The sequence below is a fragment of the Plantibacter sp. Mn2098 genome (assembly GCF_049319745.1).
Classification (GTDB): Bacteria; Actinomycetota; Actinomycetes; order Actinomycetales; family Microbacteriaceae; genus Plantibacter.
In genome coordinates this window covers 364,198-385,592 of the sequence record NZ_JBMOUH010000003.1, presented here as the reverse complement: position 1 = coordinate 385,592, position 21,395 = coordinate 364,198, and the positions used below count along the sequence as shown (strand labels likewise).

The 21,395-nt window shown below is 65.7% G+C and carries 27 protein-coding genes and 1 tRNA gene; 10 read left to right on the top strand and 18 right to left on the bottom strand.

From position 1 onward, the window contains the following. The first annotated feature begins 587 nt into the window (after positions 1 to 587). Positions 588 to 1,127: a hypothetical protein gene (locus ACL9RL_RS07365; RefSeq protein ID WP_422779559.1), complete on the top strand. Its 540-nt coding sequence runs from the start codon at positions 588 to 590 to the stop codon at positions 1,125 to 1,127. Between the two features lie 6 nt (positions 1,128 to 1,133). Here ACL9RL_RS07365 and ACL9RL_RS07360 read toward each other — a convergent pair whose 3' ends face one another. After that, entirely contained in the window at positions 1,134 to 1,331 is a 198-nt protein-coding gene (locus tag ACL9RL_RS07360; protein WP_422779558.1) for a hypothetical protein, read from the bottom strand. A 92-nt stretch (positions 1,332 to 1,423) separates the two neighbouring features. On the opposite strand from ACL9RL_RS07360, the gene ACL9RL_RS07355 reads away from it, so the two are divergent. The 4 genes from ACL9RL_RS07355 (at position 1,424) to ACL9RL_RS07340 (ending at position 3,379) form a co-directional block, all read left to right on the top strand. Further along, entirely contained in the window at positions 1,424 to 1,873 is a 450-nt protein-coding gene (locus ACL9RL_RS07355; RefSeq protein ID WP_422779557.1) for a hypothetical protein, read from the top strand. A 37-nt stretch (positions 1,874 to 1,910) separates the two neighbouring features. Then, on the top strand, positions 1,911 to 2,300 hold the full coding sequence (locus tag ACL9RL_RS07350) for a helix-turn-helix domain-containing protein (protein ID WP_422779556.1): 390 nt from the start codon (positions 1,911 to 1,913) through the stop codon (positions 2,298 to 2,300). A gap of 40 nt (positions 2,301 to 2,340) precedes the next feature. Further along, positions 2,341 to 2,790 carry a hypothetical protein gene (locus tag ACL9RL_RS07345; RefSeq protein WP_422779555.1) on the top strand — a complete coding sequence of 150 codons (450 nt, stop codon included), beginning with the start codon at positions 2,341 to 2,343 and terminating at the stop codon, positions 2,788 to 2,790. Positions 2,791 to 3,049: 259 nt separating this feature from the next. Continuing rightward, the gene (locus ACL9RL_RS07340; protein ID WP_422779554.1) at positions 3,050 to 3,379 is read left to right on the top strand and encodes a hypothetical protein; all 330 of its coding nucleotides are present in this window, start codon (positions 3,050 to 3,052) and stop codon (positions 3,377 to 3,379) included. A 330-nt stretch (positions 3,380 to 3,709) separates the two neighbouring features. Here ACL9RL_RS07340 and ACL9RL_RS07335 read toward each other — a convergent pair whose 3' ends face one another. From ACL9RL_RS07335 to ACL9RL_RS07315, 5 genes are all read right to left on the bottom strand, one after another. Beyond that, positions 3,710 to 3,895 (bottom strand): hypothetical protein, encoded by a 186-nt coding sequence (locus ACL9RL_RS07335; protein ID WP_422779553.1) that lies wholly within the window; start codon positions 3,893 to 3,895, stop codon positions 3,710 to 3,712. A gap of 151 nt (positions 3,896 to 4,046) precedes the next feature. Continuing rightward, a complete protein-coding gene (locus tag ACL9RL_RS07330) occupies positions 4,047 to 4,385 on the bottom strand; it encodes a hypothetical protein (RefSeq protein ID WP_422779552.1) in 339 nt (112 codons plus the stop codon). Positions 4,386 to 4,485: 100 nt separating this feature from the next. After that, positions 4,486 to 4,671 carry a hypothetical protein gene (locus tag ACL9RL_RS07325; RefSeq protein ID WP_422779551.1) on the bottom strand — a complete coding sequence of 62 codons (186 nt, stop codon included), beginning with the start codon at positions 4,669 to 4,671 and terminating at the stop codon, positions 4,486 to 4,488. A gap of 8 nt (positions 4,672 to 4,679) precedes the next feature. Then, entirely contained in the window at positions 4,680 to 4,850 is a 171-nt protein-coding gene (locus tag ACL9RL_RS07320) for a hypothetical protein (protein ID WP_422779550.1), read from the bottom strand. Between the two features lie 1,005 nt (positions 4,851 to 5,855). Beyond that, positions 5,856 to 5,928 (bottom strand) — tRNA-Lys (locus ACL9RL_RS07315). Positions 5,929 to 6,045: 117 nt separating this feature from the next. Between ACL9RL_RS07315 and ACL9RL_RS07310 the strand changes: the two genes are divergently transcribed. Beyond that, complete coding sequence (locus ACL9RL_RS07310) at positions 6,046 to 6,867, top strand: inositol monophosphatase family protein (protein WP_422779549.1); 822 nt, start codon at positions 6,046 to 6,048, stop codon at positions 6,865 to 6,867. Positions 6,868 to 6,877: 10 nt separating this feature from the next. Then, positions 6,878 to 7,840 (top strand): DNA topoisomerase IB, encoded by a 963-nt coding sequence (locus ACL9RL_RS07305; protein WP_422779548.1) that lies wholly within the window; start codon positions 6,878 to 6,880, stop codon positions 7,838 to 7,840. 59 nt (positions 7,841 to 7,899) lie between these two features. Here the strand turns inward: ACL9RL_RS07305 and ACL9RL_RS07300 are convergent, their stop codons facing one another. Then, on the bottom strand, positions 7,900 to 8,262 hold the full coding sequence (locus ACL9RL_RS07300; protein ID WP_422779547.1) for a hypothetical protein: 363 nt from the start codon (positions 8,260 to 8,262) through the stop codon (positions 7,900 to 7,902). 155 nt (positions 8,263 to 8,417) lie between these two features. On the opposite strand from ACL9RL_RS07300, the gene ACL9RL_RS07295 reads away from it, so the two are divergent. Next, entirely contained in the window at positions 8,418 to 8,684 is a 267-nt protein-coding gene (locus ACL9RL_RS07295) for a DUF7218 family protein (protein WP_422779583.1), read from the top strand. A gap of 97 nt (positions 8,685 to 8,781) precedes the next feature. On the opposite strand, the gene ACL9RL_RS07290 is transcribed toward ACL9RL_RS07295, so the two are convergent. After that, positions 8,782 to 8,946 (bottom strand): hypothetical protein, encoded by a 165-nt coding sequence (locus ACL9RL_RS07290; RefSeq protein ID WP_422779546.1) that lies wholly within the window; start codon positions 8,944 to 8,946, stop codon positions 8,782 to 8,784. A gap of 121 nt (positions 8,947 to 9,067) precedes the next feature. Beyond that, the gene (locus ACL9RL_RS07285) at positions 9,068 to 9,610 is read right to left on the bottom strand and encodes a DUF6328 family protein (protein WP_422779545.1); all 543 of its coding nucleotides are present in this window, start codon (positions 9,608 to 9,610) and stop codon (positions 9,068 to 9,070) included. A 214-nt stretch (positions 9,611 to 9,824) separates the two neighbouring features. Between ACL9RL_RS07285 and ACL9RL_RS07280 the strand changes: the two genes are divergently transcribed. After that, the gene (locus tag ACL9RL_RS07280) at positions 9,825 to 10,652 is read left to right on the top strand and encodes a sigma-70 family RNA polymerase sigma factor (RefSeq protein WP_422779544.1); all 828 of its coding nucleotides are present in this window, start codon (positions 9,825 to 9,827) and stop codon (positions 10,650 to 10,652) included. On the opposite strand, the gene ACL9RL_RS07275 is transcribed toward ACL9RL_RS07280, so the two are convergent. From ACL9RL_RS07275 to ACL9RL_RS07235, 9 genes are all read right to left on the bottom strand, one after another. Further along, the gene (locus ACL9RL_RS07275) at positions 10,610 to 11,311 is read right to left on the bottom strand and encodes a GAF and ANTAR domain-containing protein (protein WP_422779543.1); all 702 of its coding nucleotides are present in this window, start codon (positions 11,309 to 11,311) and stop codon (positions 10,610 to 10,612) included. The two genes, ACL9RL_RS07280 and ACL9RL_RS07275, sit on opposite strands and share 43 nt — an antisense overlap. Before the next feature lie 4 nt (positions 11,312 to 11,315). Continuing rightward, entirely contained in the window at positions 11,316 to 11,645 is a 330-nt protein-coding gene (locus tag ACL9RL_RS07270) for a hypothetical protein (protein WP_422779542.1), read from the bottom strand. A gap of 69 nt (positions 11,646 to 11,714) precedes the next feature. Then, entirely contained in the window at positions 11,715 to 12,092 is a 378-nt protein-coding gene (gene mnhG / locus ACL9RL_RS07265; protein ID WP_422779541.1) for a monovalent cation/H(+) antiporter subunit G, read from the bottom strand. Then, a complete protein-coding gene (locus tag ACL9RL_RS07260) occupies positions 12,089 to 12,352 on the bottom strand; it encodes a monovalent cation/H+ antiporter complex subunit F (protein ID WP_422779540.1) in 264 nt (87 codons plus the stop codon). The genes mnhG and ACL9RL_RS07260 overlap by 4 nt, the downstream gene beginning before the upstream one ends. After that, the gene (locus tag ACL9RL_RS07255) at positions 12,349 to 12,981 is read right to left on the bottom strand and encodes a Na+/H+ antiporter subunit E (protein WP_422779539.1); all 633 of its coding nucleotides are present in this window, start codon (positions 12,979 to 12,981) and stop codon (positions 12,349 to 12,351) included. The genes ACL9RL_RS07260 and ACL9RL_RS07255 overlap by 4 nt, the downstream gene beginning before the upstream one ends. Continuing rightward, the gene (locus tag ACL9RL_RS07250) at positions 12,978 to 14,549 is read right to left on the bottom strand and encodes a Na+/H+ antiporter subunit D (protein WP_422779538.1); all 1,572 of its coding nucleotides are present in this window, start codon (positions 14,547 to 14,549) and stop codon (positions 12,978 to 12,980) included. Before ACL9RL_RS07250 ends, ACL9RL_RS07255 begins: the two co-directional genes overlap by 4 nt. Then, positions 14,546 to 15,058, bottom strand: a complete 513-nt coding sequence (locus tag ACL9RL_RS07245; RefSeq protein ID WP_422779537.1) for a sodium:proton antiporter — start codon at positions 15,056 to 15,058, stop codon at positions 14,546 to 14,548. The genes ACL9RL_RS07250 and ACL9RL_RS07245 overlap by 4 nt, the downstream gene beginning before the upstream one ends. Then, entirely contained in the window at positions 15,055 to 17,970 is a 2,916-nt protein-coding gene (locus ACL9RL_RS07240) for a Na+/H+ antiporter subunit A (RefSeq protein WP_422779536.1), read from the bottom strand. Before ACL9RL_RS07240 ends, ACL9RL_RS07245 begins: the two co-directional genes overlap by 4 nt. A 153-nt stretch (positions 17,971 to 18,123) precedes the next feature. Next, on the bottom strand, positions 18,124 to 18,603 hold the full coding sequence (locus ACL9RL_RS07235) for a hypothetical protein (RefSeq protein WP_422779535.1): 480 nt from the start codon (positions 18,601 to 18,603) through the stop codon (positions 18,124 to 18,126). A gap of 147 nt (positions 18,604 to 18,750) precedes the next feature. Here ACL9RL_RS07235 and ACL9RL_RS07230 point away from each other — a divergent pair, with 147 nt between their 5' ends. Further along, complete coding sequence (locus tag ACL9RL_RS07230; protein ID WP_422779534.1) at positions 18,751 to 21,393, top strand: LuxR C-terminal-related transcriptional regulator; 2,643 nt, start codon at positions 18,751 to 18,753, stop codon at positions 21,391 to 21,393. The last annotated feature ends 2 nt before the right edge of the window (positions 21,394 to 21,395 follow it).

Here is a 21,395-nt window from a genome sequence, read left to right as displayed (position 1 = left end):
CCCCTTTTTTTTGCGTCTCTTCCCTTGTGGTGGCGCGTTTTTTTTGTTGTTTGGGCTTGTTTCCTTGTCACCCCCCCCCCCCACCCCCCCCTCCCCCGCGCGCCCACTCGGAGATGAGCAGCCGACGTAACACAACAGCCCGGTCGGATCTTTCGATCTGACCGGGCTGGATGGTGCACCCCCGGGACTTGAACCCGGAACCCACTGATAGAAAGTCCCGTTGATGGTTGTTGCCGGATGCCGATAATCGTTGCCGAACCTCTAGGCGAGCGCCGGGAAGTCGCCACCGATGACTACTGGTGGGTGCCATTCGAGATCGGTCGCGTTCTCGTGATTATGCAGAGTAAAAGATGGATGTCGGGGGGCATCCCTACTGTAGCCGCATGACAAATCAGCATGAATTCCCTTGCCCGTTCTGCGGGGCAATGATCTTCCCAATGTTCGAGCGAGCCGACCCGAGCAAGCCCACCGGAGAGTGGCTATGCCCCGACTGCTTAGTCGCCAGCGGGCGCGCTTTTGGGTGTGATGGTGGAATCACCCCCGATTTGAGGATCGTGGACTAGTCGGCCGCCCAGTAAGATTCGACCATGAGCGACCCGAACGTCATCACCACGCCGGCCAGTGCGGCACCGCAGCCGACCAAGTCAAACCGTCCACTCCTCCTGACCGTCATCATTCTCAGCGCAGTCGTGCTCATTGGGATTGTTGCGATCGTCTGGACATTGATTGCATCGCAGGTGACGGCGAATCAGCAATATGAGGAGAAGGTCGCGCTCCGGGACGCTGGCCTGTCCGCGTTCGAGGACGCGACCTCAGCGTGCAACATCAGCGGGACAGCACCGGTCAGCGACGGCGGGGAGACCCTCGCGCTGGAGGGCAAGGGTAAGAAGGACTTCGACGGTCTGCCGTTTGAGCGGACTCAGTGTGTCCTTACCGCGTTGGGGGCTCCATCTCGCGTAACGACGCTAATGGGTGAGACGAGGGCGCTTGATGGCCGTCAGTTAGACTCCTGGGACCGCCCTTATGGCTCGATTGATGTGACGTGGACGTATCACCCTGACGCTGGTCTGGATGCGCTTCTCACGCTTCAACTAGACCCGGCCCTGAAAGCTCTCGACGAGAAGTAGTTCTGCTTAGCTCACGACTCGTTTCGAGAGCACAACCCACCCGTCAGGCACGATCAGAGCAGTGCTTGCGGCCGCGTAGTCGGTACCGTCTGCTTCGATCGTGCGCGTCTCGGTGGGGCGGAACGTGCCGGTTCCGACGAGGTCGCCGTCGACGCGTCCGCCGTCGCGGACGTCACAGCCCGTCGGATGGCAGATCCCTGACACCACGGCCCTAGGACGTCGAGCAAGGCCGCCCACCCATCGAGCAAGGCGTGTGACCGGCTTATCAGATCGCACCACGCCTGTAACATGCTTGCATGGCGAAAAAGGCCAGGACGGGTAGCGACTCACGATGCTGCTCCGAGACGTCTCCACCTCTTGTGTGGCACGATCTGGTCGATCCAGCCCATGCATCGGTCGTCGAGTTCACCGACTGGTTGAGCGAGCTAAAGCCATTCGCACGCGACTTCGTGACAGGTCAGATCGCGGGCTTGATGGACGAGGCGGCGAGCGGGCGTCTCGAAGATTCAGGTGACGAGAAGACGCCCATCAAGCCCGCCCATCCCAATCCCGAGGTGTACGAGCTTCGATCGACCCAGCTCAACAAGAAGCTTCGGTTCTACCATGGCGAACCAAGTCAGCTGCCGACCTTCCTCGTGGCCCTTCACATGCACATCAAGTCCACGACCGCGTTGCAGGGCGTTGAGATAGCTCACGCCACGAGAAAGTACCTCCAGTCTGCTGAGACCAACTGGGGAGTCATTTAGTTGCACAACTCGCAGGTTGTGACGGTACTATGCACACATGGCCTTCCTAACGCAGATTCTTGACGCGGCCCGCTCCTCCATCAGCCACCAGCGTTCGCGGGTGCTAGCCAGAAACGACTTCAAGTACCTTCGGGACCTCGTGTCAGCGCGTCGCGCTGCGGGCCTCTCGCAGGAGGACGTCGCCGAGCGTATGGGTGTATCCCAGCAGGCGATCTCGAAGATCGAACGGTACGACAGCGATCCGAAACTCTCTACCCTTCGTCGGTACGCGCATGCTGTCGAGGCGGTGGTTGAGCACCAAGTGTCTCCAGTGACAGACCAGAAAATCTGGCGCGGAGTGAGCCCCACGTTCGTGCTTTCCGGTGACGTTGAGCCACAGCGCACCTATGTTGCGCCGAAGAGGACCGACTTTGCCCTCGCCGGCTGAGGCTCCATCCCCTCGAGAGCTCGACGATATCCACGAGCTCTTGGATATGGTCGGCCTTGCGGACGTCGTAGTTCATGAGGAACGCGCCAGGCGCATCGTGTGGACCGAAGAGGAGTCTGCTGAGACTGAATTTCCGCTCACCGACAACTCACTTGCCACGCAAGTCGATGGCCCCATACTGCGATTCAGGTTCCGCATGATCTTCGCGGACCAGAACGCAGAATTCGTTGCCGACATTGAGGCAGCGTACGAAGCCGACGAAGCCGTGCTGCTGTCTGAATCACTCACTGCGGAGTTCGCATCCCGGGTGGCTTTCATGGCCGTCTATCCGTTCCTGCGGTCCTCGATCTTCTACTCGGCGCACCGTTTGGGACTGCCGGCGCCACTCCTCGCGATGGTGAAGCAGGGCGAGTTCGCGGTGGGCGACAACATGTCGCCAGAACAGGTGCAGCTTACTTTCGGCCATCAGAAGAGCGACCTGACACGCTAAGAGACAGCGTCACCGTGCGTATCTGTTGGGCCGCACTCTTCGGCTCGCACGCACAAACAACATCGGTGGCTGGTGATGCGTGGTGACCCCGTGTTGCCGAAAACGAGCCAAAAGTTTCACGGTCCAGCCTGCACGACGCTCGCATTCAAGTTTCGGGCCGGTTTCTTGAATCGAGGACCCGTGGATTCAAGTTCGCTTGAATGTCAGGGGTGTCGTCGTAGGATGCTGTCGCGCGGCCAGGCGCAGCAAGGAACCCGCCATGGCCCACCACCGATACATCCGATACGGCGTCGACGACTGGCTCGTCGTCAGCCCCACGCTCGACCCCGTCGGTCTCATCCACCGCGGATTCGTCACTACTCCGGACACGCACGAGACCATCGAGAAGTACAGGGTCCGGTGGGCGCTGCACTCCGTCGAACGCACACTCATCGGCTACTACGAAACCGAAGCCGAAGCGATCGCCGGCGCCGAAACCATCGGTGAAGCGCTGCGCCGTCAACGTGACTCCATCCTCGAGTTCAGCGGGTACCTGTCGTGCGACAAAACAGCCCCTTCCGCGTCTCCGGAAAGACGAGGAAGGGGCTGATCTCGGGTTGGGAGTGATCGTACTCCTCAACCAGCGTGGGGCTGACGGCGCCGTTCGCGTGACGTGGTGCTTAGGGACGTCGCAGGATGTCATGGTTGCAGTTGTTGCGGAACACCATCACGTTCTCTTCATAGTGAAACGTGACCCGATTCCCCTTGTCCACATATGCCTCGTAGACACCAGTTATGCCCTGCATCTTGTGGGTGCTTAGGCTGGGGTGTTTCGGGTTCTCCGATAGGCGCGTGACGCACTCCAGGACGGCTTCCTGCATAGCCTGTTCCTTCTTGCGGAGAACTCGTTTGAAGTTCGGCGAGAACCGATACCTAAGCGTCATTCCGGATCGTTGAGCCAGGCAAGCGCGTCGTTGATGTTATCGAACTCAACGTACGCGCCGTCGTTCAGTTCCTTCAACGCCTTCTTCTCGTTCTGTTGCCAAGCGTCAGTCCAGTAGTACCACTGGTCAGAGTTCGCCGAGCTGACCTGGGTCGCCGCACCGGAACCGAGCGTGATGCGCATTTTGCTCTCCGTCCCGAACTCACCGTCTGCGTTGAAACCCCTAGGTGGTGCTCCATGTACGGCAGTGTCAACATCGACCTGGCGGGCGTATCCAGCAGCAGGCACGAAGGCAACGATCGCCGCCGTCCCAATCCCAACACCTGCGAATGCTCTACTCATTGGGGTGCTCATCCGCGAAAGCAATTACCCGACCGAGCACATCGTAGAGCTCGCGCATTCTGGGAGTGGTGAGCGTGAATTTGCCTACCGGGGCGACGAGAGCAACGTTCTCGGTTGCGAAGCGATTCGCGTCCTCGACGCTGATTCCTGGTGGAACGAATGGCGGGACCATGTGTCCGAAAGTGATGAAGAACGTGTCCGGCGCATCGGTTCCATCGATCGATGGTCCTGACTGAACAATGAACTGATTTACTGGCGCAGGTACAGCAGCAGGGTCGCCGATCCACTGAGCCTGAAGCTCGATCTGGGGAGGGGAAACGTAGTCGCTCATACAGCGAGTATGCCAGACACGCCCGGGCGGGAAGCCACCAATTCCGAAACACCCCTTCCTGGTCCCACCCAGTGAAGGGTGAAACCAGGAGGGGCCAAGGTCATGTCGCGAGCTGCTGTTCGAGCGCTGCGACTTCGCCAGGAAGCGCGAGCACGAACGAGGCGGCCTGTGACAGTGCCAGTGAGCACGGCTGGATGTCGGGGCCGGGCTCCTCGCCGTCGTCCCACACGAGGACGGGTTGGACGATGATGCCCTGCACGCGGAGGCGACAGTTCGGTTCGGTCATGCTGGCTCCTATGCGATGGTGCTGTTCGTGAACAGGCCCAGTGCAGCCAGGGCAATCAGGGCGCTGTCGAGTGCAGCGTTTCCGCTGCGGGATCCAGTGACGGTGGGTTTCGCGATCGGCGCCGTGTTGAAGAATCCGATGTTGCCGCGGAAGCGGGCTGCGGTTTGCCAGTTGAACATGCCATCACCCCACACCTCACCGAACACGGTGTACGTGCCGCCGGGCTGCCCCACCCACTGCGACAGGCGCCGGGTGGAGATCGACGCTGCCGTGTTCGACGAGAACCGTGAGGGCCAGCGGTCGCCGTGACGACCTCGAACAGCGCGCCAGGAGCGGTGTCGGACGAGTTCGACACCTGCAGCGCGTAGCCGCCGGCGGCGTCGACCGTCGCCATGTTGTTCAGGACGAGCCCGACACCCTTCGCCCAGTTCGCGATGAGCATCCCGACCGTCGCGCCGACGTCGTTGCCGAGCTGGTATGGCCCGGAGAAACCGTTCATGACCGTGAGATGCATCGTCGCCTGTGACCCGTTGTTGTAGCGGGTCAGCATCGGCTCGGTCGTCGGAGTGACGGTTGCTGTGCCGAGGGAGAGCTTCTGTGCCAGGGCGGCGGCGGCAGTGCTCACTGGTTTGTCGGCGTCGGCCGTGTTCTCGACCGCCCTCGACGCCGGCGTTCTGCATGTGACGGGGACTCTAGTGACCGACTCGGACACGGGGAAACTCTTCCGGCAGGACCACCCGAAATCCGATGCGGGTCACCGTGGCCTTGCGCTCCCTGCCACCGTTCTGAATGCCCTCACGGTGCGGCGGGTCAGCGCTCACTACGAAAATGATTCTCCCGTCAAGCACTGGCACATACCGATGGCCCGCCAACTCGCGGCGACAATGGTGCCAGGCCATCGAGGAATCCGTCTACGTCGGCAAAACGCCTCGAGACTTCCGCAAGGCCGTGGCGACTCATCTCGATCGCGAGGTTGGGTTGAAAGCGGCACAGACGCAGTTGGGTCACGGTTCGGAAGACATTACGACGGAGTACTACCATGAACGCCAAGCACTCGTGGCGAACTTCGCTGAAGTCATCGAGACCATGTTCGAAAGTAATGAGTAGACGATGGATCGGCCATCTTGACGGACACTGGTTAAACGAAAAAGGCCCGAGATCGCAATGATCTCGGGCCTTGGCTGTGCACCCCCCGGGACTTGAACCCGGAACCCACTGATTAAGAGTCAGTTGCTCTGCCAATTGAGCTAGAGGTGCGTGCTTCGGAGAACTTTTTCTGTGTTCCGAACCGAGATGAGACTCTATCAGCGATTTGGGACGAGTGCGAATCGAGCGCCACCGGCGTGTCGCGACCGACCGGATTAGGCTGATCCCGTGACCGACTCCTCCGCTCCCCAGGCCCCCGATCTCACCGCCGATCTCGCGCTCGCGCTGCGCCTCGCGGACACGGCGGACGCCATCGCGATGGCCCGCTACGACTCCCTCGACCTGCAGGTCTCCACCAAGCCGGACCGCAGCTTCGTGACCGACGCGGACCTCGCGGTCGAACAGGGCATCCGGGAGATCCTGGCGGCGGAACGACCGGAAGACGGCATCCTCGGCGAAGAGTTCGGGACCGCCGGATCGACGACGCGCCAGTGGATCATCGATCCGATCGACGGCACCGCGAACTTCCTCCGCGGCGTCCCCAACTGGGCGTCCCTCATCAGCCTCGCCATCGACGGCAAACCAGTCGTCGGCGTTGTGAGCGCCCCAGCCATGCGGGCGCGCTGGTGGGCCGCCACCGGCGCAGGGGCGTGGGGCCTCCGCGGCGACGAATCAACACCTCGACGACTCGCTGTGTCCCAGGTGTCGGACATCGCCGATGCCTCGTTCAGCTTCCAGAGCATCGAACAGTGGGAGGACGCAGGCCGTTTGGACCAGCTGCTGGCCCTCAGCCGCGCCGTGTGGCGCGATCGGGCGTACGGTGACATGTGGTCCTACATGCTGCTCGCAGAGGGCTCCATCGACGCCGTGGCGGAATTCGACGTCAAGGAGTACGACCTCGGCGCGCACGTCCCCATCGTGCAGGAGGCCGGTGGTCGGCTCACCGACATCGACGGTGACGACACCATCGCGACGCGCAGCGTCCTCGCGACCAACGGACGCCTGCACGACCAGTTCCTCGCGCACGTGACCACGGCCCAACGCCCATGACGGTGCCGTCGTGCGACTGAGACGCAGCGATCCGAGTGCCGCGGGCATCCGCAGGGTCCGCTCGGGTCGTGGATTCAGCTATCGGCTCCCGAACGGCAGCCTGCTGAACGACCGCGCCGTCCGCGCACGCATCGACGCCCTCGTCATCCCACCCGCCTGGAACGAGGTGTGGATCACCCCGCACGACAACGGCCACATCCAGGCGACGGGGATCGACGCCGCCGGACGCCGGCAGTACCTGTACCACCCGTCCTGGCGCGAACGGCAGGACCGCAGCAAGTTCGATCGCGCCCTCGCACTGGCAGAGTCGCTGCCGGCCGCCCGCGGCAGGGTCACGCGCGACCTCCGTTCCACGGAACCGACCCTCGAACGTGCCCTCGCCGCCGCATTCCGGATGCTCGACACGGGTTCGCTGCGCGTCGGCAGCGAGCAGTACGCCGAGTCGAACGGCAGCCACGGCCTCTCCACGCTCCTGTGCTCGCATGCACACGTCCACGGCGACACCGTCGCCCTGGCGTTCCCGGCGAAGAGCGGCCAGCCGTGGGAGTCCGACATCGTGGATCCGGATCTCGCCGGTGTGGTCCGCTCCCTCAAACGGCGCGGCGGACAGGCTCGGCTGCTCGCCTGGAACGACGACGGGACGTGGCACCCAGTCAATGCGGGCCAGATCAACGAGTACGTCCGCGAACGCACAGGCGGCGCCTTCACCGCGAAGGACTTCCGCACCCTGCACGGCACGGTCGCCGCAGCGGTGAGCCTTGCGCAGCACGGCCCGGAACCCCGGGCCGCCCAGCGCACCAAAGCGCTCGCACAGGCGATGCGGGACGCGGCGGCGATCCTCGGGAACACCCCGGCGATCGCCAAGCAGAGCTACGTCGACCCTCGCGTCGTGGACCGCTACGCGAGCGGTGAGACGATCGACCTCGGCGGCCGCGGCTCGCCGGAGACCGCGCTCCGGGTCATGCTCGCCTGAGCACGCGTCTGAGCACTCGCCTGAGCACGCGTCTGAACGCCCGCCTGAGCGTCGGAGCGCTAGTCGGAGACGACGGACCCGACACCGGCCTCGCGTCGCGTCTCGATCTCGGCGAGGTAGGCGTCGACCTCGGACTCCGGCACGATCTGCAGCCCATTCGGCGTGTGCGCGGTGTCCGAGAGCACCTCGAGCCATGCCCGGTTGAGCTCCGGCGCACGGCTCCCGAAGAATCGGAACTGCAAGGGGATGCTGGGCGAGAGCCACAGCGAGAGCCGGCCGGACCCCTGGTCGGGTTCATTCGCCCAGTTCAAGAAGAAACTCTCCTGACGTCGCAGTTTCGAACCGATGACGACCTTGAGGTGCGCGAGTGCGCGATCTTCGATTTCATACTCGGCGCCGGCCCCGTAAATCAGATAACCCATGGCACCATCATGCCGGTAACACCGGCTCACGCGTGGAGCAATCCCTTGAGCCGTGTCGCCCGTCGACCTACCGTGACGTGCAGAAGACGACCGTCGCGCGCGTCCCGCCCAGGGATCGCGGCGGCGGAGCACCAGAGACCATGGGAGGGATGACGATGCCGGCAGGGAAGAACTCGCATCTGAAGGATCCGGAGCTCTACGAGAAGATCCGCGAAGGCGGTGCGTCCAAGGAGAAGGCCGCGCGGATCTCGAACGCCGCCGCGAAACGGGGGCGGTCTGCGATCGGCCGTGCGGGAGGTGAATCCGGCTCGTACGAGGATTGGACCGTTGCCGAGCTGCGCGCCCGTGCCAGAGAGCTGGGGCTGTCCGGGTACTCGGGCAAACGGAAGGGCGAACTCATCACGCTGCTCCGCGACCACTGACGCTCGGCCGGGCACGGCGACGGCCGAGGCGAATCAATATCGCCTCGGCCGTCTCGTGCAGCGCAGTGTGCAACGCTCTGCACACTGCAGGAACGCGTCAGACGCTCTTGCGCCCCGTGATCGTTCGGATCAGGAAGGCGATGATCGCGATGACCGCCAACACCAGCCCGACCCAGATCAGGAAGTTCAGGGATTGGACGAAACCACCGGTGACGGCCAGGACGATCGCCACAACGATGACGATGAGAAGAAGGATGTTCATAACAGCTCCTTTCGCAGAACTGATTCCACCGTAGGGCGACGGGGCCCTGGACCCCATGGGGTTGACTTTGCCCCGTCAACCGTGGGATTCGCGTCGCGCGGGCGATTGCACACCCGCGCACTCACCCGAACCGGTCCGGTTCGGACGCCCTGCGCATCACGAGTGGGATGACGAGCCACAATGCGACCACCACAACGGCGAGCGCTCCCCCGGCGACGAATGCGGCGATCCGGCCGGCCACGACGTCGAAGACGAAGTACACCACCCCGATGAGCAGCACCGAGATGACCGTCAGCGTGAGCCGAAGGACGATGCTCCCGAACCGGACCACACGCTGCTTCAGCCGACGCCTGAACAGCAACCGATGCAGGCTCACGGGTGCAAGGCCGAGAACGGTGCTGAGCACAGCCAGCAACACGAGCGTCAGGTACACGCTGACCTGGACGGTGTCGAGCGACGCGAATGCAGGCTGGAACGCGAGCGCAAGCAGGAAGCCGGTGAGGATCTGCGTCCCCGTCTGCGTGACGCGCAGTTCCTGGAGGATTTCGTTCCAGTTGCGATCGAGTCGCTCATTGCCGGTCTCGTCTCGACCGTCGCCGGGTGCGACATCGCGCTCCGCCGACGTCGCAGATGCTTGTCGGCGCGCGGGATTCTGGCTGTCCATGCACGGAGCGTATCCGGATGGCACCCTGGACTGAACCCCTTGCGTACGGTCCACGCTGGCCACGATCGGCCCCGACCGCCGTCACGCCCTCAGCGAAAACACCCCGTGCCGCCCGATTCCGACTTGTGCATTCGCCGTCCGACTGGAACCCTGAGAGACGTCATCGGTGGTCAAGCAGTGTGCCACCTCATCCTGTTCAGGACGAGGTTTCAGCATGCCCGCACTCACCGCACCGACGATCACCGCGCCGGCCGAACCAGCCTCGGCTTCCGCATCCGCATCCGCATCCGCATCCGCATCCAAGGACGCCGAGCACCGCCTCATCCTTGACCACCTGGGACTCGCAGAGGCGATCGCGCACCGGTTCAGCGGAGCGGCGCCGGACTGGCTCGACATCCGCCAGGTCGCGTATCTCGGTCTGGTGACGGCGGCGCGACGCTTCGACGCGTCCCTCGGCCACGACTTCGTCTCCTTCGCTTCGCCGACGATCACCGGTGCGATCAAACACCACCTGCGCGACCACGGATGGTTCGTCCGTCCGCCACGAGCGGTGCAGGAGCTCCACTCGGCCATCATCGCGACGATCCCGGCCCTCACCCAGCAGTTGGGACGTCACCCCGATACCTGGGACCTCGCCGCCGCACTCGAACGCAGCCACCACGAGGTCACGGAAGCCGTCGCCAGTTCGAGCGCGTTCCATCCGCTCTCCCTCGACCTGGAGCATCGCGGGAAGGTCGATGCCTCGACCGGCCGATCGGGGCCCACGCCGCTGCACGAGACCATCGGTGCGCCGGACGGCGCCTACGACCGCGTGGACGCCGGCATCTGGCTCGACCAGATCTGTTCCGCCCTGCCGGAACGCGAGCGCAGGGCGCTCCTGCTCCGCTTCGCGTTGAACCGATCGCAGACCGAGATCGCGGCGGAACTCGGCATCAGCCAGATGCACGTCTCACGCATCCTGGCGAGGACGCTTGCGCGCCTTCGGCGCACAGGGCCGGGTCAGGACCCCGCAGCCGTCCCCGAGACCGTCCCAGGCAGCTGACCGTTCCGCACGATGCCCTCCGCGACCACCCGCAGCTTCAGATTGTGATGCTGCGAGTACCGGTTGAGGACGGCGAACGCCCGGTCGGCGTCGATGTTGAACCGCTCCATCAGGATGCCCTCGGCCTGCCCGATGAGCTTGCGCCCGTCGATCGCCTTCAGCAGTCCCTGCTCCTGCCGTGCGGCCGCGAGCGCGACGGACGCGTGCCTGGCGAACACCTGCGCGACCGATTCGTCGGCGTCGTCGAAGAAGTCCCGTTCGTTCGAGAACAGGTTGACGGATCCGAACGCGCGATCCTTCGTGAACAGCTGCACGCTGAGCGCACTGGCGAATCCGAGCGCAGCGGCACGCGGACCCCACTTCGGCCATCGGTCATCGGTCGCGACGTCGCCGATGATGTAGCTCTCGTGCGTCTCGAGCGAAGACAGGCACGGACCCTCGCCCAGCTCCCGCTGCAGATCGTCCGCGAGGCGCACGCGCTCGGACGTGGCGGCGGCCGTCTCGATCACCCCGGTGGAGACGAGGAGGATGCCGACGTCGTCGCATCCGAGGGCCGATCTCGCGTATCGGGCCACGGCATCGACGGTCTCATCGACACCCGGCTCTGCTTCGAGTTCGATGGCGACGTCCGCCAACCACTTCGCAACGGTTTCGTCCAACTGGTCACGCGTCCGTTCGTCGTTGTGGCACGTCGGGCACGTGCTCCGGGGTGTCGTCGAGCACGAGGCCGTACACCGTGTGCGTCGTCGACATCATCCGATCGAGCCATTCCCGATTGAGCGACACCGACTTGCTCCCGTGGAACTTGAAGTAGATGGGTGCTCCATCGGTGATCCAGATGGAACTGCGACCGCCGCCGTTCTCCGTGTGATGCTGCCAGGACAGGATGAAGCTCTCGCGGCGACGGAGCTTCTGAACGATGATGATCTTCAGGTGTGCGAGCGTCCGGTCGTCGAACTCGAATGACGATCCTGCATAGTTGAGCGTACCCATGTGGTCTCCTTGCGGTAGGACGAAGCCGTCCGTTCCACTGGTTCCCCGGTGTGAGTGCAATCAAACCACTTATTCGGCGGTGTGTCCCGGGTGATCGGGACGATTCGCCTCTTCGCGGCCCCGCAATTCGTCACGGATGAGGATCTTCGGGTCCATGTTGCCGCTGCGGTACGCCGCCCGCGCCACCATGTGCGCGGAGATGGGGGCCGTGAGCGCCTGGAACACGACGATCGCGATCGCGAGCGTCACGGTGCCGATCGACGGGTTGGAGACGGCGACGTCCGCCACGATCGCGATGAGGCCGAGGATCTGCGGTTTGGTGGCCGCGTGCAACCTGGACAGGACGTCTGGGAAGCGCAGCAGGCCGACCCCGGCTGCGAAGCACATGATCGCGCCGACGAGCACGAGCGCCGCGGTCACGACGTCGCCGATCACATCGCCGGTCATGCGTCGTCCTGCTTCGACATAAAGCGCGCGACGCTGACGGAGCCGACGATCGCGAACATCGCGAGTGCCAACAGCACCGGGAGGCCGTCGGTGTGATGGTTGATGGCCATCTCAGCACCGATCGCGCACATCACGGTCGCGACGAGGACGTCGGAGGCGATGACCCGGTCGAGGAGGCTGGGGCCGCGGACGATCCGGTACACGGCCGCGAGGGCGGCTGCGGCGAACAACACCGTGGCGATGACGATGACGACGGTCATGGTTCCTCCGTTCCTGTCTGTCCGGATTGGCGTGGTGATTCAGGCCTGGCCGCCACGGTCGGCACGTATGGCGGATGCGGAACGCCCTTCGACGCCCGCAGCGCGTCGGCCTCGACACGGGAGCCGATCGCGAGGATCAGGCGCCGTTCGGTGCTGAGCACCTCCCCGACTACCCGGTCGATGTCGGCGTCGTCGCGCACATCGAGCGCGTGCAGGTACAGCGTCGAGGTCGAGCGGTCGAGATCGACCACGATCGAACCGGGCACGATCGAGACCGCCTCGGCCGTCCAGCTCATGATGAGGTCCGAGCGGGTGCGCAGGCGCACACCGATGATGGCGTTGCTCGGCCGGTACGTCGGCTTGAGCACGAGCCAGGCGATCTCGGCCGACGCACGAACGATGTCGAGCAGCAGCTTCGCCAGGAAGAGGAAGCTCCGCCACAGGTTGAACCGACCGCTCAGTTCCACCGCCGGCAGATAGAAGAACGCGGAGACGAGGATGGCCAGGACGATGCCGGTGAGGATCGTCAGGAGGTCGAAGCTGCCCCACAGGAGGCACCAGAGCAGGACGAGCCCGGCCTGCAGGAGCAGGTGGCTGATGATCGCGCGGCGGCGAGTCGGTTGGGTCATCCGAGGTGCTCCGTTCCGTCGGGGAACACGGCATCGATGTAGGTGCTCGGATGCACGATGTCCTCAGCTGCACGTGTGGAGAGGCCGAACAACGGACCGGCGAACACCGTGAGCGCGACCGTCAGCACGACCATGCCGGTCGTCGCACCGACCATCGGACGCGAGATCGTCTTGGTGGCGACGGTTCCGCCCTCGTCCTCCGGGCTCTCGGCGAGTTGGTCGAGGAGCGGCGACTGGTAGCCGGCGACTTCGCTCTTGCGGCGCCAGAAGCCCATGTTCCACACGCGGGCGAGGGCGTACAGCGTCAGGAGGGAGGTCGCGGCGCCGGCGGCGATGAGCACGTAGGTCAGCGGGTCGCCGGCCTGGACGCCCGCTTGGAAGAGCGCGACCTTGCCGAGGAATCCGGAGAACGGCGGGATGCCGCCGAGGTTCATCGCTCCGAGGAAGAACAGGACCGCGACGATGGGCGACGCCTTGAGGATGCCGCCGAGTCTGGAGATCGACGTCGTCCCTCCCACGCGTTCGACGAGGCCCGTCGTGAGGAAGAGCGTGGTCTGGACCACGATGTGGTGCACGATGTAGTACACGGTCGCGGCAGTGCCGAGCACCCCGCCGACGGCGATGCCGAAGATCATGTAGCCGATGTGGCTCACGAGGGTGAACGACAGCAATCGTTTGATGTCCGCCTGGGCGACGGCGCCGAATATCCCGATCAGCAACGTGAAGAACGCGACCACCATCAATGGGACGGTGAGCGGCACGTCCTTGAACATCAGCGTGTCGGTGCGGATGATCGCGTACACGCCGACCTTCGTCAGCAAGCCGGCGAAGACCGCGGTGACCGGCGCCGGGGCCGTCGGGTAGGAGTCGGGCAGCCAGAAGGAGAGCGGGAAGACAGCGGCCTTGACCGCGAAGCCGAGCAGGAGCGCAGCGCACAGGATCGCTTGCACGTCCATCGGCAGGTCCTTGACCCGTTCAGCGATCAGGGCGATCGTGACGGTCCCCGTCGCCCCGTAGATGAGGGCGATCGATGCCACGAACAGCAGCGAGGACATGAGGCTGATGACGATGTACGTCACACCCGCCCTGATGCGGGCGCCGGTCCCGCCGAGCGTCAGCAGCACATAGCTCGCAGCCAACAGCATCTCGAACCCGACGTACATGTTGAACAGGTCGCCGGCGACGAACGCGTCGAACAGTCCAGCCGCCAGCACGAGGTAGCTGGGGTGGAAGATCGAGACGGGGGTCTCGCTGTCGCCGTCCGCGATGCCTTGACCGATGGCGAACACGAGGACGCCGAGCAGCATCAGCGCCGAGATGAGCAGCATGATGGCGGACAACCGGTCGACCACGAGGACGATGCCCCACGGCGGCGACCAGCCGCCCAGCTGGACGACGATCGTGCCGACGGAGTCCACGAGGACGAGCAGCACCGCGCTGATGATCGTGACCGAGGTCAACGCGATGACGCTGATCGCGACCTGCAGGCGTCGGCGGTGGCTGAAGATGAGCGTCGCCGCCGCCGCGAGCAGCGGGATCATCACCACGAGTGGGACGAGGGCGTTCATGCGTCGTCTCCCTTCGTGGTCGGTGCGGCGGGTCTGGTGTCGGACGGAACCGGTTGGTTGTGTTCGTCGTCGCTGTGCTCGTTGCTCTCATCGAGCACCCGTTGGATGGCTTCGTCGTCGACGTCGACCTGGTGGAAGACCGCCTCCGTCGCCTCCTCGGTGTCGTGCTCGTGCTCGTCGCCGAGCGTGTCGCCCTCGTCGCCGAGCTGCGCGAGCCACCAGGTGCGGTAGATCAGGGCGAGGATGAACGCCGTGACGCCGAAGTTGATCACGATGGCCGTGAGCATCAGCACCTGCGGGACCGGGTCGACCATGTCCGCGTCGGATCCGTCGGTGACGATGGGCGCCGAACCGCTCGCACCGCTCATGATGAGGATGAGGAGGTTCGTCGCGTTGCCGACCAGGATGAAGCCGATCAGGAACCGGGTGAGGCTGCGCTCGAGCATGACGTAGACGCCAGTGCCGTACATCACGGCCATGAGGATCACGAGGGTGAGGGATGCGCTCATCGTGCCACCTCGCTCGGGCTGAACTCGTCCGTGCTCTGTTCGTCGATGTCGGCCTCGTCCTGTTGCCGGTCGACTTCGGCTCCGAGACTTCGCAGGATGTCGAGCGCGAGCCCGACGACCACGAGGTACACGCCGATGTCGAAGATGGTGGAGGTGCCGAAGGACAGGTGTCCGAGGATCGGCACGTCGGTTGCGAAGTAGGCGGATTCGAGCGCTTCGCCGCCGAAGATGAGCGCGCCGGCCGCGGTCCCGACCGAGAGGAACAGACCGAGGCCGAGGACTTTGCCTGCATCGATCGGCACGGCTTCGCCGAGTTCGTACCGCCCGCCCGCGAGGTAGCGGAACACGAGTGCGAGACCGGCCAACAGCCCGCCGGCGAATCCACCGCCCGGCTCGTTGTGACCGACGAAGAGCAGGAACACCGAGACGATGATCGCCGGGTGGAAGAGCAGGCGGACGAGCACTTCGAGGAGGATCGAACGGTTCGCCTCGGCGATCGCCCGCCCGCCGAGGAGCCAGGAGTGACGGCCGACGGCTTCGCGCTTCTCCCCGATGTGCGGATCGGCGACGACCTGCGCCCGCGCCTTGGGCGAGCGACGGCTGCGGGCGCCGCTCAGGCGCGGAACGGCCGCCCCACGCTGCGAGACGAAGATGAGGCTCGCGATGCCGGTGGCGACGACCACGAGGACCGAGATCTCCCCCATCGTGTCCCACCCGCGGATGTCCACGAGCATCACGTTGACGATGTTCCGGGCGTGGCCCTCCTCATAGGCGAGTCGAGGGAGTTCCCGTGCGATGCTCTCCGCCTGCCTGGCGCCGAACGCGATGAGGCCGATGGCGCCCATCACGACACCCGTGAACACGCCGATGATGATGCGGCGGACGCGGCGGACCGGCTTGTTGTGCTGGGCGATCCGCGTCGGGAGGCGCCGCAGGACGAGCACGAACACCACGACGGTGATCGTCTCGACGAGCGCCTGCGTGAGCGCGAGGTCCGGCGCGCCGTGCAGCGCGAACAGCGCGACGAGCCCGAAGCCGGTGACACCGACGAGGAGGACGGCGGTCATCCGCTGCTTCGCACGGGCGGCGGCGATCGAGGCCGCGGCCATCGCGAAGGCGATCGCAACCTGCGCCGGGTAGTCCCACAGTCGGATCTCGGCCGGCCAGGCGCGACCGACGAGAGCGATCGTTCCGAGCGTCAGCACGAACACGACGAGGATCGTGGAGAGGTACTGGACCAGACCACCGCGCTGCGCGAACAGCGTGACCTTCGCGGAGAGCCGGTCGACGAACTGCATGCTCGACCAGTAGCCGCGCGACGCGTCGAGGAGCGGCGGCACGCGGTCCTGGAACCTGGCGACCGGGATCCGCTTCCAGAACAACGCCAGTCCGAGCAGGACGACGACGGCGGAGATCCCGAGCGCAGGCTCGAAACCGTGCCAGAGGGCGAGGTGGTAGTGGCCTTCGCCGAGCGTGTCGGCGTAGGGCGTGAGCAGCGAGTCGATCGGGCCGGCCAGGAAGCCGAGGACCACGGTCGCAGCCGAGAGGATGGCCGGGGCGACGATGATGTCCGCGTGGTCCTGGTGGAGCTTGGTCGGTTCCGCGTTGCGGCGGGACGCGAAGGCTCCCCAGAAGAAGCGGGCGCTGTACGCGACGGTGAGGATCGACCCGACGGCCGTTCCGATGATCGCGACCCAGCCCCACACGGCGCCGTGCATCGCGTCTTCGAGCAGCGAGGTGAAGACGGCTTCCTTCGCGACGAAACCGAACAGCGGCGGCAATCCGGCCATCGATGCGACGGCGATGCCGGCGACGACGGCGAGGACGGGCGCCTGCCTCCCGATGCCGGACAGGTGCCGCCAGTCACGGGTTCCCGCATTGTGGTCGATGATGCCGACCACGAGGAACAGCGTGGCCTTGTAGATCGCGTGGGCGAGCAGCAGAGCGACGGCGGCGAGCGCGGAGTCGCGGGTCCCGTAGCCGGAGATCACCATGAGGAAGCCGAGCTGGCTGACGGTGCCGTACGCGAGGATCAGTTTGAGGTCGTACTGGCGGAGCGAGCGCCACGCGCCCACGAGCATCGTGAACACGCCGAGCCCGACGAGGACTTCGGTCCACCCTGGCGTGTCCGCGTATCCGGGCGCCAGGCGGGCGACGAGGTAGATGCCGGCCTTCACCATCGCCGCTGCGTGCAGGTACGCGCTCACCGGGGTGGGCGCCGCCATCGCGGCAGGGAGCCAGAAGTGGAACGGGACGAGCGCCGACTTCGAGATCGCGCCGACGAGGATCAGGAGGATCGCGGTCGTTGTGGCCGGGCCGGTGAGCGACTGGTCCACGATCGAGGACAGCGAGGTCGTCCCGGCCTGCACGGAGATCATGACCACGCCGACGAGCATCACAAGACCGCCGAAGGTCGTGACGAGGAGTGCTTGCAGCGCGGCGCCTCGGCTCTCCTTCCGGCCGGTGTAGTGACCGATCAGGAGGTAGGAGAGGACGCTCGTGATCTCCCAGAACATGAACATCACGACGATGTCGTCGGCCGTGACGAGACCGAACATCGTGCCGGCGAAGGCGAGGAGGAGCGCGGCGAAGCGTCCGAGGCCGGGTTCGTCCTTGGAGAAGTATCTGGCGCAGTACAGCAGGACGAGAGCGCCGACGCCGGTCACCACCAGGGACAGGAGCCAGGCGAGGGTGTCCATGCGGAAGGACAACGAGATCCCCAGTTGAGGGATCCATTCGAAGGTCTCGGCGACGACGCCACCGTTCTGGACCGCGCCGCCCTGGAGCAGCGTCCAGATGAATGCCGCTGCGGGAATGAGCGCGATGACCGCGAAGACGCGTGTCGACAGCCACCGCGTGAGCAGCGGTGTGAGGACGGCGATCGCGGCGAAAACGATGAGGATAGTCGCCATGCAGGTCTCCCGGGTTGACGGTGGCCTTGGAACTCCAGACTATCAGTCAGCTGTCGGCCTAATGTCCCCCAAGGGGGAGATCACGCAGCCATCGGGTCGCCTGCGACGAGGCGCGGAGACGGTGCACCGCGTCCGGTCGGACGGTGAGGACGGCTACTCCCCCGCCGGCCGCCAGACGTCCTCGTGGATGTGCCTGATCCCCAGCCCGTGTGTCCGACGTGTCAACCAGGCGGTGTTCCGCGACAGTTCGGAATCGACGGGCGAACCGTCTGCGGCGGCCATCGTGACCTCCAGGACGAAGCAGGCGAGAACATCGGCGCCGCGTTCGAAGACGCGGAAGTCCTGGATCAGCAGTCCGGTCTCTGTGACGCCGGATGACGATGCGCCGCGACCGCCGCGCAGGACGGCGAGTTCCTCGAATCCGACGACGAGCGAGAACGACGCGGAGTCGAACATCGTGAACCCGTCATCGAGCAATGCGTCGATCCGTGCGGTGTCCCGGTCCAGGTATCCGCGATACATCGTCTCGAACACGGCCAACGCCGCGGTGTGGAGATCCGATCCGGGAAGGGACTCGGCTGAGGAGGATGCGGCTCGTGCCGTGACCTCCGGTTCGGCGGTAGGCGTGGTCATTCCGAAGACGTTAGCGCACCGGGAACGAACCTCGGGAACTCCGAGCTCTGACGCGGCGATACACTCGTCTCCACGCCCAGTCAGAGCAGCTGGTGCGGCTCCGGAATCGCCCCGGCCGGAGACACGCTCACCATGGAGACCCGCGACATGGAATGGCCGATCGTCATCGACGAATCACTGCGCGACCGACTCGTCGAACAGATCAGGACGAAGAGCGGCCGTGTACAGCTCATCCTCGGGCCGAGCGGCATCGGAAAATCCACCCACGCCGCCGCGATCGCCGCAGCGCTCGAGGCCGAGGGGTTCACAGCCCTCTACGTCGTCGGTATGCCGGAGCTGCGCGATGTCCCGCTCGGCGCCCTCGCCCCGCTCCTCGCCGCGACCGGCGCTCCCATCGAAGAACCGACCGACGAACGGCTGCAGCGGCTGTTCTCGATCACCGCGGCGGCGCGCGGCGGCCAGGTGCTCATCGTCGATGACGGACCGATGCTCGACGACGTCTCGGCGAGCGCGCTGTACCAGCTCATCCGCGTCTACCGCATCCCGTGCGTGATGACGGTCCGGACGGAACACGAACTCGCGGGTCCGCTCCTGCGGCTGCAGGACGAGGGACTCGTCGATGTGGTCGAGCAGACCGGAATCGACACCCGCGCGGCCGGCGATCTGGTCCAGCGCGCGCTCGGGGCGATCGTCGAGCCGTCGAGTCTCAAGACGATCGTCGATCGAGCTGCGGGCAATCCCCTCTTCCTGCGGGAGCTCGTGCTGGCGGCGACGCGGACCGGCGCCGTGCACGACGGTCGATCCGGTCTGGTAATCGACGCCGCCGCACTGCCAGATCGGCTCCGTGAGACACTCGCGCTGCGGTTCCGTGCGCTCGACGCGCCGTCGCGGGCGCTCGCCGAGCTCATCGCCGTCGCCGAACCGTGGCCGGAGGAGCTCCTGCCTGATCGAGCCCTGCTCGCGCGTCTCGACCAGACCGGGCTCATCGCCAGGGCGGCCGACGGCGAGGTCTACCTCGCGCATCCGCTGTTCGCCGAGACCGTGCTGAGTCTGCTGTCGGAGGAGGAACGGGACGAGCGGCGGTTCACGGCCGCGGACATCCTGCGCAACAGCACCCGCGCCGACCACCGCTTCGTCTCGATCTGTCTCCTGGCCGAGACGACGGAACGCCTCGGCGACGTCGAGCACACCCACACCGTCGCTCTGCCGACCGCGGCGGAACTGGCGTGGGCGGCGCGTCACGCCCACGGTCTCGCCGACCACGCGCTGACCGTGAAGCTCTCGGCGGCGTCGATCGAACGCTCCGAGCAGGACGGAGAGCCGGCCGTCGCGGATGCACGGCTCGTGCACGCGGACTCGCTGTCGGCCGCCGGATTGTTGGACGAGGCCGATGTCGCGTTCGCCCGTGCTGCCGAGATGGCCGAGAACGACACGGTCCTCGCGCACGTCACGGTGCGACACGGCTACCACCTGTCGATGCGGCGCCAGCATGTGGTCGGGGCCGTCCGGCTCGGGATGTCGGTCGTCGACCGGATGACGGAGTCCAGGGCCAGGGAGTTCCTCGTCTCCAACATCACGAACTGGCGGTTGATGTCCGGCGACCCTGCCGCACACGCGACCCAGCACATCGCCGACCCGGACGACGCGGCTTCGATGCTCGACGCCGAGCTCTATCGGCTCACCGCATCGATCTTCGCCGGCGACCTCGTCACGGCCCGCGCCGCCATGCAGGCCGCCAGTGCACTCACGGAGACCGTCGGCGCCATGAAGCGGACGAGCGGCCCCATCCTCGACTTCGGCTGGTTCCTCACCGAATCACTCGACGGTCGCATCGACGAGAGCCTCGCGTTCGCCATCAGGCAGCGTGGCGACGGTCTGGCGGAAGCCGTCGGGATGTGGAACTACGGCATCGCGCTGATGACACTGCACGCCGGACGCACACAGGAAGCCCTCGACATCGCCGCCCGCGCCGTCGGGCAGTTGTCCTGGCGGGACTTCGTCGGGGCCGTCGGCGCCGCGAAGGCCATCCATGCCACCGCTGCGGCGAGGCTTGGGCAGCACACCCTCGCAGCGAAGTCGCTCGCCTCCATCGAGCCGGCCGCTCGGGACTTCGCCGTGACTCGCCTGCAGATCGCCGAGGCTGAGGCGTGGCGACTGATGCACGACGGGCGGCTTCCCGAGGCGGTCGAGGTGATCCGGACGGCGGTCGATCGTGGCATCGCCGCGAACTATTACTCCCTCTCCGGGCTGACGGCATCGCTCGCCGTGCATTTCGGTGCAGCGGAAGCGGTCGTCGAGCCGCTGCGCACGATCGTCGACGCGACGACGAGTGACCTGATGGTGATCCTCCTCGAACATGCGGAAGCCGCCGCGAATCGCGATGCGGCCGCGCTCCTCGATGCCGCCGCCCGGCTCGGCGCGGCCGGGCTCCATGCCGGTGCTGCGACCGCGGCGAAGGACGCTGCCGGGATCGCGAAGGCCCTCGGCGACGAACGGCAGGCACGGCGCGCGACCCTGCTGGCGGCGGAGTGGAGCCGGCATCTGAGCGGCCGGGACCCGTATCCGCGCGGGGCGGAGGGCGACGACGGCTCGTTCGCGCTGACCAAGCGTGAATGGACGGTCGCGTCAGCGGCCGCGGGGCGCCAGCGCAGCAAGGAGATCGCAGAACACCTCGGTGTCTCGGTGCGGACCGTCGACAACCACTTGCGGAACGTCTACCGGAAACTCGGCGTGTCCAGCCGCGACGAACTGCGCCGCGAACTCGAAACGCTCAGCGAACCCGCCGGCTGAAC